We start from the raw sequence: 13,863 nt of genomic DNA, 5'->3' as shown, positions 1-13,863 counted from the left end.
AGAAAAAAGATTTTAGAAGAAGTATGTATTGAATGTAAAAATTTAAGCGGGTTAATCAAGGAAGTCTCCTTGAAAACCCGTTTTTTTACTTCTCTACGAAACAGCAGCTTTCATTCAGCGGAAATGTTTAGCACGTTCTCTTGGCTAGACCTCTAATCGCCGTTCAGTTGCCCGATGGACTGCAGACCTCCAAAGGTAAGTTGCACCCACTTAAGCTGAATGAAAGTAATAAGCAACTCAATAAAAAAATAACATGTATCACTATTAATCATACAAACTATTCGATATTATCTAGCAAAAGGCTTATAATGAAGGATAAGAGTGAAAAGAACGGCAACTTGAGGAATAATAATTGGAAGGGAGAGAGCGTCTATGGTGAATATTACCGATAAATTCGGGAGACCACTTCAGGATTTACGCATTTCTGTTACAGACCGCTGCAATTTCCGGTGCACATACTGTATGCCACGGGAGATATTTGGTCCGGATTATGCTTTTTTACCAAAGGAGCAATTACTAAGTAATGATGAAATCACAAGACTTGCGACTGCTTTCGTTGAGCTTGGCGTGAATAAAATTAGATTAACCGGCGGTGAGCCGCTATTAAGAAGGGATCTCCCACAACTGATTGAACAACTAAACGGAATTGATGGCCTTGAAGATATTGCCTTAACGACGAATGCCTCCCTGCTTCCGGTTAAGGCGGAAACGATTAAAAATGCAGGTCTGAAACGGATTAATGTAAGCTTGGATGCCCTCGATAATGAAACGTTTCAAGCGATCAATGATAGTGGAGTAAGTACTGAACGAGTGCTTAAAGGAATCGATGAAGCGCTGAAAGTCGGCTTGCATGTGAAAGTTAATATGGTCGTTAAGAAAGGCATGAATGAACAGGAAATTATCCCGATGTCGAAATTTTTTAAAGAAAAAGGAGTTACGTTACGATTTATTGAATTCATGGATGTTGGCACGACGAATGGGTGGGACTTCAGTAAAGTCGTAACGAAAAAAGAAATCCTTGACAACATTACGAAGCATTTTGACGTCGAGCCGGTTGACCCGGATTACCTTGGCGAAGTGGCGAAACGTTACCGCTATAAAGGAACAGATACAGAAGTCGGTTTCATTACATCTGTGTCTGAATCATTCTGTTCGACTTGTACCCGCGCCCGCATTGCGGCAGATGGGAAACTTTATACCTGTCTCTTTGCTTCCAGTGGGTATGACTTAAAGGATCTTGTCCGCTCGGAAACAGATGACGGAAAAATTAAAGAAACAATAGCTTCAATTTGGGGCAAGCGAACAGACCGGTATTCAGATGAACGCACAGAACAAACAGCGAAAAATAAGAAAAAAATCGAAATGTCTTATATCGGTGGTTAAAATGGATTGCGAGAAAAGAAAGGAAATGAAGTGATGAATGAACGATATTCGCGACAAGCTTTATTTAAACCGATTGGAGAATCCGGTCAGGAAAAAATCAATCAAAAACATGTTCTCATTGTTGGCTGCGGGGCCCTAGGAACAGCTAATGCCGCGAATCTCGTCCGGTCTGGAATTGGTAAACTGACAATCATTGATCGCGACTATGTGGAACTTAGTAACCTCCAGCGTCAGCAATTATTCACGGAAAAGGATGCGAAAAATCAAATACCTAAAGTGGTGGCAGCAAAAGAAAGGTTGAAAGCGATTAATCCGGAGGTGGAAATTGCAGAACATATTCTTGATGTTACTGGAGAGGACTTTGCACCACTGCTTGAGGGAGCGGATCTTGTAATTGATGCGACTGATAACTTCGACATTCGCTTCATTATGAATGACCTGATTCATAAATACAAGCTCCCATGGATATTCGGTTCTGTCGTCGGTAGTACAGGGATGAGCTATACGATTTTACCTGGTGAAACACCATGCTTAGCTTGCATTTTAGATACAACGACGATGACTGGCGCGACATGCGATTCAGTTGGAATCATTGCTCCGGCAGTACAAATGGTTGTTGCCCACCAATCTGCAGAAGCATTAAAACTGCTCGTAGAAGATGAAGAGGCTTTAAGAACCGAACTTGTCATGTTTGATCTCTGGTCCAATCAATATCAGACGATTAAGGTTGACCGAGCAAAAAAAGCAGATTGTCCAACATGTGGTACAACTCCGGCGTATCCAGCGTTAAGTTATGATGAAAGAACAAAAACAGAAGTCCTCTGCGGCAGAAATACTGTACAAATTAGGGCGAAGCGTGAAGTTATTTTACCAGATCTTGCAAGGAAGCTGGGAAGGCTTGGTCAAGTTAATGTGAATGACTTTTTACTATCCCTTCAATATGATGATTTACGGATTGTTATTTTTAAAGATGGTCGGACTTTCATTCATGGGACCGATTCAGTTGAACAGGCTAGGAAAATTTATTACCAGCTTGTCGGTTAGGAGGTTATTTAATGGTAGAAATACGTACACCTATTGAGGTGGACGATGCAATTCGAAGGGTCATGCAACACGCGGTAAAAGGGGAGAAGACGTCAATTCCTCTTGAAGAGAGCCACGGTTTTTTTCTCGCGGAAGATTTGATAAGTGATCATGCTGTCCCTCCCTTTGATCGAACTCGATATGACGGATTTGCTGTTCGGGCAAACGATACTGGAAATGGTCTTAGTAAACTGGAAGTGGTTGGTGAAATAGGTGCTGGTAGTATATTCGAAGGGACTGTCCGGGAAAATGAAGCCGTCCGTATTATGACAGGAGCAGAGATTCCAGCCGAATGCGATGCGGTTATTATGCTGGAGCATGTAGAGGAAAAGAGGCAGGATGGAAAGACATTTATCGAGTTTACTAGAAAACTAACATCGTTTGAAAATATTACAAAAACAGGTGAAGATACGAAAAAAGGCGAAGTGCTTGTTCAAAAGGGGACATACATAAATCCAGGAATTATGGCGCTGCTCGCGACCTTTGGTTACAGCGAAGTTCCTGTCGTTAAGCAACCGATAGTAGGAATCATTTCTACTGGTAGTGAGCTTCTATCAGTGAATGCAGCACTAGAACCAGGCAAAATAAGGGACAGTAATTCTTACATGTTAATCGGGCAAATTGAGCGGGCTGGTGGCATCCCCGTTTCCCTCGGCCAGTTTGCGGATGAGCTCGAAGTTTGCTATGACCAAGTTGTTGCTGCGCTGGAAAAGATAGATATATTGCTTACAACGGGCGGTGTATCTGTCGGCGATTATGATTATATCCCGGATATTTTAAAGAGATTAAATGCGAATGTATTGTTTAATAAAATTAAAATGCGTCCCGGCTCTGTTACAACGGTAGCAGAGGTTGATGGCAAACTATTTTTCGGTTTATCAGGCAATCCATCCTCCTGTTATGTCGGCTTTGAAATGTACGCAAGGCCTGTAATCCGGCGCTTTTTGCATATGGAGAAGCCCTATTTGAAAAGGCTAAGGGCAGAGCTTGGTGCCGACTTTCCGAACGCTAATCCATTTCATCGATTCGTCCGGGGGAAGCTCGTATATGAAAATGGGAAAGTAATTGCAGTTCCTGTTGGCCTTGATAAACCGAATATCGTTACTTCCTTAGCTGAAGCAAATATACTTATTGTGCTCCCTGGAAATAAAGAAGGCTATGAAAAAGGTGAACAGAAAACAGTGATTTCCCTGGAGGAGCAGTCTGGAGTTACATGGGGAGATTGGTTGAAAGGGGGAGAACTTGTGTGACAGAGAAAATGTATGAAATTGTAAAAGAGCCAATCGATACGGAGGCTGTAATTCAGAAGGTGATACGCAGAGAAGCTGGGGCAATCACTACCTTTCTCGGGATTGCGAGGGAATGGACTCGGGGCAGGAAAACAATTTATCTTAAATACGATGCTTACGTAGCGATGGCCGAGAAGAAGCTTGCTGAAATAGGAGATGAAGTAAAGGGAAAATGGCCAGAAACAGAAGTCGCAGTCACCCATAGAATCGGGCGTCTGGATATATCGGAGACTGCTGTATGTATCGCTGTCTCATCCCCTCATCGCAAGGCCGCTTATGAAGCAAATGAATATGTTATTGAGCGCATTAAGCAGATTGTCCCGATTTGGAAAAAGGAGCATTGGGAAGATGGGGAGACATGGATTGGTAACCAGTTGGAAACACAAGTCTATCCAACTGGCGCACCAGAGGAGAGTGGGAAGCAGTAGTTTCATATGTTTAATCGGTACGTAGAAGGGGAATTCAATTTTGGATCTATTAATATGGAAGGGGATGATGAAACATGACAGAAAATATAAAAGTATTGAATCCAGCTACAGGTGAATTAGTAGAAGAGGTAACGGTCGACACAGAGGAAGATATTCAGGCGAAACTTGAAAAGGTTGCAGATGGGTTCAATAAGTGGAAGAAAGTGAATGCCCATGAACGTGCGCGTCTGCTGCGGAAATGGTCTGAAAAGGTATTAGAGCAGAAGGAAGAAATTGCCCGCGTGATGACTCTTGAGAGTGGGAAGCCGCTTTCTGAGTCTCTTGGAGAAGTTGAATATGCAACAAGCTATATTGATTGGTTTGCAGAAGAAGCAAAACGGATTTACGGGAGAACCGTTCCAGCGAATACCGAGTCTAAGCGTATCCTCGTGACCCGCCAGCCAATAGGAGTGGTTGCAGCAATTACACCTTGGAACTTCCCTGCAGCAATGATGACGAGAAAAGCTGCACCGGCACTTGCTGCGGGCTGTACATTTATCGTAAAACCGGCAAGTGAAACTCCACTTACAACGATTAAGCTGATTGAACTAGCATATGAAGCAGGAATTCCAGAAGATGTGGTCCAATATGTCAATGGTTCAGGGAGAACGGTCGGTGAGATTTTCACAGATAGTCCACTCGTGAGAAAAATTACATTTACCGGTTCAACTCCAGTTGGAAAACAGTTAATTAAACAAAGTGCCGATTCGGTAAAACACGTATCGATGGAACTTGGTGGGCATGCCCCACTCATCATCACGAAAGATGCCGACCTTGACATCGCAGTTCCACAAACTATTGCATCTAAGTTCCGTAACGCAGGCCAAACTTGTATTTGTGCAAACCGAGTCCTCGTTGCAAAAGAAATTGTAGACGAATTCGCTGACAGACTTGTAAGGGAAGTAGCAAAATTAAAAGTTGGAAACGGACTGGAAGAAGATACTCAAATCGGCCCGGTCATCAATGGGGACGGCTTTAGAAAAGTTGTCAGTCAAATCGATGATGCCGTTCAAAAAGGTGCTGAAGTACTTACAGGGAATGAATTCGATAAAGATGATGATAAAGGCTATTACTTCATCTATCCTACCGTTCTTAAACAAGTAACTGGCGAAATGGATATCATGCAGGAGGAAACTTTTGGCCCCGTGCTTCCAATTACTGTGTTTGATACGGTGGAAGAAGCGATTGATATCGCAAATAACACACCATTCGGTTTAGCTGCATACTTCTTTACAAATGATTACCGGACAGGTACGTATTTACATGAACATCTAACCTTTGGTGTCATTGGTTGGAATGATGGTGCCCCGTCTGCTGCACACGCTCCGTTCGGTGGTTTAAAGGAAAGCGGAATCGGAAAAGAAGGCGGACTTGAAGGAATTGAACCATATTTGGAAACAAAATATTTATCCATTGGTGGTTTAGAGTAAAAGGACAGGGAAAGTGCTCCGTTCCTTTCTTCTAATATGCACACGGACAATCAGAATTCCTGTTGCATATTGTAGAAGAGAAGGAGGGATACCATGGTTGAAAAATTAAGCTGGCTGCTTGCTGCAATTGCTTCCGGATTTGCGTTTATCGGTTTAAGCTACCTCATCCCGGAAGAATATTCAACCTTAGGGACAGTCTTTTTCATTATAGGAGCAATTGCAGTGGTAGTCTTTGCAGCAACGATAATTGTTAATACGTTAACTAGTTTAGTGAGAGGACAGGCAGGTAGCTAAAGAGAAAATATATTATTATATCTAAAAATAAGGACGTTCTGAGGATTCTCCTTGACGTCCTTTTTTGTAGTATAATGAATGAGTTAAGATTAGATTATTAGATAAGGAGTGTTTACGTGAATAAAAAGGATATTGCTAGTTTTCGCAGGCAGTTAAAGCCGGAAAATGATTTATTGAAAATAAATGAAGTATTTAACGTATATATTATGAAAGATTCAAGTGAAATCTATCATCAGGAGAGCACACCATTTGAAATGTTAGAGAGAGAGCAACAAGAATTGTTTATGAACAATTTTAAGAAAGTACTTGCAGGCCAACTCGATCGGAAGCTGTTTGAATTAAGATTCGCTCACGAAGCGGAAAACAGTACCCAGTTGCTTCTCCATCAAGGCGTGCTGACTGAACATAGTGAAACATGGAGAGATCGTATGCTGCAGATTGTAGAGAAGATGTTGGAAGTAAAGCAGTATGAGGAAGATATTATCGTTACATTCACAAAGGGTGAATATTTGAAGACGGTAAAACCGAGCAGTGAAGAAACCGAGGAGAATGAACGAGATAAAGTCTATTCCCATTTCTTTATTATGTGTACGATAAATACGACTCAGGAGCCAAGGAAAGAATTGGCGTTTGATTATGTGGAAAAAGAATTCAAATACAATATTGAAGTCAATCCAATTATTGATTTGAATGCCCCTATAGGTGGGTTTTTGTTCCCATGTTTTACGGATGGCGTTTCAGATGTGAATCATGTCCTTTATTCGACTGGTAAATCAAAGGAATTGGATTTTGCTTTTATTGAAGACGTGCTGAACGCGGAAGAGATGATGACCGCTGAGGAAGATAAGATTGTGTTTGAAGAGATTGTTAAAGACGTTGCTGGAGAACAGTTTACAACAGCGACACTTGCAAATGTGTATGATGAGATCCAGCAGGTGATTGAAGAGACGGACCCGGATGATACACCGAAGCTTGATTACCGAGATATGGAAAGTGTTTTAAGCAGCAGCGGTATAGAAAATGTACAACCGGAAGCTGTAGAGGAAGCCTTTAAAAAGGTAATCAACGATGAGAAGTTCGAATTAAAGGCAACGAATGTTGTACCGAAATATGATTCTAAATCAATTAAAATCAAAACGAAAGCTGCTGATTTGAAGGTGAGCCCAAGTGAATTACGGTACATTCGCCAGATGCGACTTGACGGGAAACTTTGTCTTGTCATTGAACTAGAAGAAAATACGGTGATTGAAGGGTTTGAAATCATCGAGGAAGATTTAGGTAAGAGTGAGCCGGGAAAGGACTCAGATGAATCAATTGTGTTATAGTTTAAATAAATAAAAATATTCCAAGGAGGAGAAAAGATGAGTATACACAGGCACCAACATACACATATGACAATTCATGATTTCCAAACGCATATGCATATTGGCTGGGACAAAGATATACCGCCGATTGCTGAAGTCGATTCTGGACAGACGATTACATTTGAAATTAGTGAAGCTTCCGGCGGACAATTTACGAAGCGTTCGACGAAGGAAGATGTTGCTTCCCTGGACTTTTCCAAAGTAAATCCGGTCGCTGGCCCGATTTATATTAAAGATGCGGAACCGGGGGATACGCTTGAAGTTGAAATGATCAATTTCCAGCAACTCGATTGGGGTTGGACAGCGATTATTCCTGGTTTTGGTCTATTAGCGGATGATTTCGAGGAACCCCATATTAAGACATTCGATCTCACAAAACCGAATACGACCGAATTTCTACATGGAATCGATTTGTTTATCAAACCCTTCCCAGGAACAATCGGTGTAGCCCTGCCGGAAGAAGGGAATTTTGGTGTCGTTCCACCTCGGCAAAATGGCGGGAATATCGACATTCGCCATATGACCCGAGGGACCAAATTATACTTACCGGTGTGGGTGGAAGGTGCCTTGTTCTCCATCGGTGATACACATGCTGCGCAAGGGGATGGCGAAGTTTGCGGTACAGCGATTGAAGCCTCGATGGAAGCGACTGTACGGTTTAAACTACATAAGGGTAAGACAATCGCCGAGCCGCGTTATGAAATTCCTGGACCTCCAACTCCTGAGGCGGACAGCCATGGATACTATGTAACGACCGGATTTGGTCCAGATTTAATGGAAGCATCCAGAAAAGCAATAAAATATATGATTGAACATCTCATGGACACATACGGCATGAAAGCTGAAGAAGCATATATGCTATGCAGTCTAGCAGTTGACTTACGTATAAGTGAAATCGTCAATGCACCGAACATGCTTGTTTCCGCTTTCCTCCCAAATGCTATATTCAAATAATGAACATGAAAAATAAGTCGCCGAGAGAATATCTCTCGTTGACTTATTTCATTAAAATAGCAAAAATCCAAGGGCGATCGGAAATAAAAAAGCCAGTTCAATGGATTATCTCCACTGAACCAGCTTTATTTTTCGCTATACTTCCTTTTTCAACGCTTTATACAATGCGAATATCATTAGGATCATGATGAAGGAGAAGGGCAGTGCCGCGATGATGATTGTATTTTGCAAAGCGGTGAGGCCTCCTACATAAAGGAGAATGACTGCAACTGCAGATTGAGCAATTCCCCAAGCAACTTTAACGGTATTAGGCGGTGTTAGCGATCCTCTCGTTGTCTGCATGCCAAGTACAAACGTAGCTGAATCCGCAGATGTTATAAAGAATGAAGCAATTAAAATAATCGCTATAATAGAAAGAATCGTTGACAACGGCAATTGATCGAACATATTAAATAATACGAGCTCTGTTGCGAAATTGGACAAGTCGAATCCAGAGTCCTGGATACTCCCGGCTGTCGTACCGAATGCTGCATACCAGATCGCGATAAAGAGAGTAGGAGCAATCATCACGCCGACAATAAATTCGCGGATAGTGCGTCCACGGGATACTCGAGCAATAAACATTCCGACAAAGGGTGCCCAGGATAACCACCACGCCCAGTAAAATATTGTCCAGCTATCAAGCCAAGCACGGTTGTCGCCCGAAAGAGGTGCAGTTTTAAAGCTCATTCCAATTAGATTTTGAACATATAATCCGAGAGTTTCCGTAAACATATTCATAATGAGAACGGTCGGTCCAATCGCAATAACAATTATTAACAGAATAACTGCTAACACAATATTTGTATTAGATAAATATTTTATTCCTCGGCTTAGTCCTGACCAAGCAGACATAATAAAGAGTCCAGTCACAACGATAACAATTATTGTTTGCGGGACAAATCCTACTTCAATACCGAATAAATGTGATAATCCACCGTTTATTTGAACAGCACCGAAACCAAGAGAAGTTGCGACTCCGAACACTGTTGCAAATACAGACAACACATCAACAAACGTTCCGAATGGCCCATTCATCTTGTCGCCAAAGAGCGGTTTTAATGTTGATGAAATTAAACCAGGCTCGCCCTTTCTGAACTGGAAAAAGGCAAGGGATAAAGCAACGACTCCATACATCGCCCAGATATGGAGTCCCCAATGGAAATAAGAATAGACAAGGGCATCTTTGAAAGCTGCACTTGACCCTACCTCTGCGTTCGGAGCGTCAACAATATAATGAAATAATGGCTCAGCTGCCCCGTAGAAAACAAGACCGATCCCCATTCCGGCAGAGAATAGCATTCCAATCCATGTAACTGTGGAAAAGTCGGGCTTATCGTGATCTTTTCCAAGGCGAATTTTCCCAAATCGGCTGAAAGCAATCATTATTGCTACTATGACCATGGCGGACATGAGCAACATATAATACCACCCAAAAGTGGTGGAAACAAATACTTTAATCCGACTCGTTAAATTTTCAAATTCAGTAGGGAACACTGCTCCCAAAATAACCATAATAACTACAATTGGTAGTGCTATGTAAAACACTTTTGAAACTTTCTTCATAGGTCCTCCCTTAAAACAAGTATAAAACATACGCGTTCTATTATACCCATAATAAAATAAATTGAAACCCGAATTACGTTTTTTTACATCGTTTAGGGAAAAAAAGTAAAATAACAACTTCAATCCAGAAAGGAAAACAGGGTATAATAAGGTGGGGAGATGATGGAGATGAAGATTACAGTAATTGGAATGTGGGGAGGCTATCCTAAAAAGGATGGGCCGTGCTCAGGCTATCTAGTTGAACAAGATGGTTTTTCAATGCTAATTGATTGCGGAAGTGGAGTACTTGTTAAACTGCAGGAATTCATAGATTTAAATGAGATTAATGACGTTCTATTATCCCATTACCACTATGATCATGCAAGTGATGTCGGTGCTTATCTGTTTTCCCGTCTGGTAAATACTCAGCTTGGTAGGGTTGATGAATCCCTTACAATTTATGGACCTCAAGACGAGATGAAAGAACAGGAGTTTACATCGGTTCCCTATACGGAATTCCAAGCAATTGATGAAGAGAGCGAGCTACATATTGGGCCGTTTCAACTAAATTTCTTAAAAACGATTCACCCGGTAGAAACATATGCGATGAAAATATCGAATGGAAAGAAAAGATTCGTATATACTGCGGATACAAGTTTTACGAAGGGACTTGTAGACTTTGCAAAAGGAGCGGATTTATTAATTGCAGAATGCAGTCTGTATGAAGGAATGGATGGGAAAAACTCAGGCCATATGAATGCGAGGGAAGCTGGGATGCTTGCAAAAAAAGCAGGAGCGCACAAGACATTATTAACCCACTTGCCACATTACGGAAATATTCAGAAGCTGGTAGAGAGTGCAGAAAAAACAGGAGCTGCAGCTGTTGAATTAGCGCAGCCCGGTATGGTAATTACCATTTAGAAAAATATGAATAGCTTTGGGAAAAGTATGAAATTCAATTATTTTCTTGAGGAAAAGTAAAAAAGTGGAGATTTTAAATTTTAAATCGGATTATCGACACACTTCGACGAATTCCGCTAAAAAAATTGAGTTATTTGCAAGTGAATCGACCTTTCTCGACATAAAAACAGAAGAAAAATCAAAAATTGCTTTTTGACGGATTAATGAATATTTATTATCTTTGGACTTAAGAGATTGGTTGAGGGACACTTCCCTCCAATATAAAACGCCATGGAGAGGTTCTATTAATTACGAATGCTCCCTTCCCGAAGAAAGCGATAGACCTCCTCCATGACGACTCGCATTAACCCCTCCATATTGGTTTCTTATTCCCTCGACCATTCCTTTTGATTTTGTGGTCTCATATTTACGATAATGATCCCAAGTGCAACCAAGGCAAGCGCGAATAGTATTGCCGGCGTAATATTTTCTCCTGGAATAAAGAGCGTTGATAAAATAGACCCCGAGACTGGGACAATGAATTTGTACATTGTGATTTCTCCAGCAGGGTTATATTTTAATAGGGAGTACCAGAGAGCAAAAGCAACGGAAGAAAGTAAAGCCGAATAAATAAATAATCCCCAGCCAAATGTGGTGAAAACAATCGCGTTTTCTCCAAGCTGTGGTAAGCCGATGATTAATAGCACGATTGCCCCTAAAGTGAACTGCCAGCCTGTAATCGCAAATGGATGGATCCCTTTAGCAAGTTCCTTCGCCATAATCGTTGCAACCGCACTGGTTACACCAGATAGAATCATAAATCCTTCACCAGTGAATGTGAATTGGTAGGAAAAACCTTGTCCCCAGTTCGCGATAATGATTCCTCCAAATCCTGCGAGGAGTCCGATTGCTTTTTGGATTGTCATCTTGTCGTTTACATAAAAATAATGTGCCAACAGGACGGTGAAGAATGTTCCGCTTGAGTTTAGAATTGCTCCTTGCATACCCGTAACATTGGCTAGTCCATTATAAAAGAAGAAATATTGCAATGCGGTCTGGACAATTCCGAGTACGAGCAAGATCATTAATTGTTTTTTAGTAATGAATAACTGTTTGATGTTACTAATCATTAGAAAGCCAAGTACGATAAGCCCAGCGAGCAGAAATCTCAGTCCAGCAAACACAATTTTTGCAATCACATCTTCTGAACCAATTTGGAATTCTTCATAACTTATTTTAAGTAATGGAAAGGCACTTCCCCATAATAATGAACAAAATACAGCAATGGCCACGACGGACCATTTATTCTTTAACAATCTTTGCATCTATAAAACCTCTAATCCGAAAATTAGGGCCAATTAGACAGTATCTAATTGACCCGTTCTTATTAATCTTCAACTTTTACTGGGATGATCAATTCGTTTTGTCTGGAACCGTCTTTGGCACTCTCTTCAAAAAGAACGATCATTCCAGTGTCATTCGTAACTTCATCGAATGAAATTTTAATTTCAAACTCGCCCCATTCTGGAGCCCCTTGGCTTGCCGTAACAGTTCCCTTATCAAGGATGTTATGGCCGTCTTCAAATTCATAGGAAACAGTTGCCTCGAATACGCGGGCTTCTCCGCGGACAGTAATCTCGTTATCGACAACACTGTCGGGTGCAGGTTCGAAAACTTTAAAAGCATCATTTTCTGCGACGATTTCTTCTCCCATTTCCTCAGTCGTGTCCTCTTCGACCGCTTTTTCATCCTCTGCTGACTCGTCATCTGTTGCTTCCTTTTCTGAGACATCTCCCTGTTCCGGTTCGTCTTGCTGTTCTGTATCCGGATCATTCCCATTTGTTCCACAAGCACTCAGGGAAATCAACCCGGAAAGAATGATTGCAAAGAAAATTATTCTGAACTTTTTCATTGCTTCTACCCTCCGAAGATATGACTTGTTGTATCTTGATTATATAACATTAAACAGCAACCTGAAAGCAAGGCACTTGGAAACCGATTCCATTTAGGCGAATTATGGTTTCAAGAACTTGCTGTTTCATGACTTAATATTTATAATGATTGGTATTATATAAAATGAAACTTTATTCAGAGGGGAGATGCGTGGATTGCCAATTAATATACCGAGAGAATTACCAGCAAGAGAAACATTGAAGAAAGAAAAGATTTTTGTAATGGATGAAGACAGGGCCCGTACACAGGATATCCGTCCATTAAATATTTTGATTTTGAATCTAATGCCCGAAAAGGAAAAGACCGAACTGCAATTATTACGTTTATTGGGAAATACACCATTACAAGTGAATATCAATTTCTTACGGACAGCAACGTACCAATCAAAAAATGTCAGCAATTATCATCTTGATACGTTTTATACAACATTTGATATGGTGAAATCCCGTAAGTTCGATGGCCTTATTATTACTGGTGCGCCGATTGAACATCTGGAGTTTGAAGAAGTGAGTTATTGGCGGGAATTACAGGAGGTTATGGATTGGTCGGTAGAGAATGTAACGTCCAATCTATACATATGCTGGGGAGCTCAAGCAGCACTTTATCATCATTATGGAATCAAGAAGAAATCCTTGCCGGAGAAATACTTTGGCGTTTTTAATCATGATATTTCCCTGCCTACTGAGAAACTCGTTCAGGGTTTTAATGATCATTTTTTAGCACCACATTCAAGACATACAACGGTTAGCGCGGAAGCAATTGAAAAGCACCCGGAACTTACGCTGTTATCGAAGACAGATGAAAACTCTCCATTCATCATTCTTTCAAATGATCGGAAAAATATTATGATTACAGGCCATCTTGAATATGATGCTACGACACTTCGTGATGAATACGAACGGGATGTGAAAAAGGGGCTCGACATCGCGGTTCCCGTGAATTATTTCCCTAATGACGATCCGGAGAAGACTCCGCCTAATTCATGGCGCTCCCACACACATTTATTATTTTCGAATTGGCTGAATTACTATGTGTATCAGGAAACACCGTACCATTGGAATTGACTCCTTAGCTTATAAAAAACAAAGGCGCAAGTATTTATCACGTATCAACGGTCTGTAATACCTCCACCTCTAAACAAGAGGGAAAACCAAAATGCTAA

13 protein-coding genes are annotated in these 13,863 nt (G+C 41.1%); 10 read left to right on the top strand and 3 right to left on the bottom strand.

Annotated elements, in window-relative coordinates:
- Window positions 1–372: 372 nt before the first annotated feature.
- From moaA to IEX94_RS03150, 8 genes are all read left to right on the top strand, one after another.
- Complete coding sequence (gene moaA, locus IEX94_RS03185; RefSeq protein ID WP_188855990.1) at window positions 373–1,383, top strand: GTP 3',8-cyclase MoaA; 1,011 nt, start codon at window positions 373–375, stop codon at window positions 1,381–1,383.
- A gap of 33 nt (window positions 1,384–1,416) precedes the next feature.
- Window positions 1,417–2,427, top strand: a complete 1,011-nt coding sequence (locus tag IEX94_RS03180; RefSeq protein ID WP_188856080.1) for a MoeB/ThiF family adenylyltransferase — start codon at window positions 1,417–1,419, stop codon at window positions 2,425–2,427.
- A gap of 11 nt (window positions 2,428–2,438) precedes the next feature.
- Window positions 2,439–3,716, top strand: coding sequence for a molybdopterin molybdotransferase MoeA (locus tag IEX94_RS03175; protein WP_188855989.1), 1,278 nt, complete (start codon window positions 2,439–2,441; stop codon window positions 3,714–3,716).
- Window positions 3,717–3,724: 8 nt separating this feature from the next.
- On the top strand, window positions 3,725–4,183 hold the full coding sequence (locus tag IEX94_RS03170; RefSeq protein WP_373290791.1) for a molybdenum cofactor biosynthesis protein MoaE: 459 nt from the start codon (window positions 3,725–3,727) through the stop codon (window positions 4,181–4,183).
- 74 nt (window positions 4,184–4,257) lie between these two features.
- Window positions 4,258–5,652, top strand: coding sequence for an NAD-dependent succinate-semialdehyde dehydrogenase (locus IEX94_RS03165; RefSeq protein WP_188855987.1), 1,395 nt, complete (start codon window positions 4,258–4,260; stop codon window positions 5,650–5,652).
- Between the two features lie 93 nt (window positions 5,653–5,745).
- Window positions 5,746–5,946, top strand: coding sequence for a hypothetical protein (locus IEX94_RS03160; protein WP_156854864.1), 201 nt, complete (start codon window positions 5,746–5,748; stop codon window positions 5,944–5,946).
- Between the two features lie 116 nt (window positions 5,947–6,062).
- Window positions 6,063–7,271 (top strand): DUF4317 domain-containing protein, encoded by a 1,209-nt coding sequence (locus IEX94_RS03155; RefSeq protein WP_188855986.1) that lies wholly within the window; start codon window positions 6,063–6,065, stop codon window positions 7,269–7,271.
- 36 nt (window positions 7,272–7,307) lie between these two features.
- The gene (locus tag IEX94_RS03150) at window positions 7,308–8,264 is read left to right on the top strand and encodes an acetamidase/formamidase family protein (RefSeq protein ID WP_188855985.1); all 957 of its coding nucleotides are present in this window, start codon (window positions 7,308–7,310) and stop codon (window positions 8,262–8,264) included.
- A gap of 135 nt (window positions 8,265–8,399) precedes the next feature.
- Here the strand turns inward: IEX94_RS03150 and IEX94_RS03145 are convergent, their stop codons facing one another.
- Complete coding sequence (locus IEX94_RS03145; protein ID WP_188855984.1) at window positions 8,400–9,869, bottom strand: glycine betaine uptake BCCT transporter; 1,470 nt, start codon at window positions 9,867–9,869, stop codon at window positions 8,400–8,402.
- A 168-nt stretch (window positions 9,870–10,037) separates the two neighbouring features.
- Here IEX94_RS03145 and IEX94_RS03140 point away from each other — a divergent pair, with 168 nt between their 5' ends.
- On the top strand, window positions 10,038–10,769 hold the full coding sequence (locus IEX94_RS03140) for an MBL fold metallo-hydrolase (RefSeq protein WP_188856079.1): 732 nt from the start codon (window positions 10,038–10,040) through the stop codon (window positions 10,767–10,769).
- A gap of 365 nt (window positions 10,770–11,134) precedes the next feature.
- Here the strand turns inward: IEX94_RS03140 and IEX94_RS03135 are convergent, their stop codons facing one another.
- Together IEX94_RS03135 and IEX94_RS03130 are read right to left on the bottom strand one after the other, a co-directional pair.
- Window positions 11,135–12,073, bottom strand: coding sequence for a DMT family transporter (locus IEX94_RS03135; protein ID WP_156854856.1), 939 nt, complete (start codon window positions 12,071–12,073; stop codon window positions 11,135–11,137).
- 62 nt (window positions 12,074–12,135) lie between these two features.
- Window positions 12,136–12,660 carry a Gmad2 immunoglobulin-like domain-containing protein gene (locus tag IEX94_RS03130; RefSeq protein WP_188855983.1) on the bottom strand — a complete coding sequence of 175 codons (525 nt, stop codon included), beginning with the start codon at window positions 12,658–12,660 and terminating at the stop codon, window positions 12,136–12,138.
- A 196-nt stretch (window positions 12,661–12,856) separates the two neighbouring features.
- On the opposite strand from IEX94_RS03130, the gene metA reads away from it, so the two are divergent.
- Window positions 12,857–13,765, top strand: a complete 909-nt coding sequence (gene metA / locus IEX94_RS03125; RefSeq protein ID WP_188855982.1) for a homoserine O-acetyltransferase MetA — start codon at window positions 12,857–12,859, stop codon at window positions 13,763–13,765.
- Window positions 13,766–13,863 lie beyond the last annotated feature (98 nt).

It is taken from the genome of Oceanobacillus indicireducens (assembly GCF_014647195.1).
GTDB classification, from domain to species: Bacteria; Bacillota; Bacilli; order Bacillales; family Amphibacillaceae; genus Oceanobacillus; species Oceanobacillus indicireducens.
The sequence above is the reverse complement of the archived record's forward strand: the minus strand, read 5'-3'. Positions and strand labels throughout refer to the sequence as shown.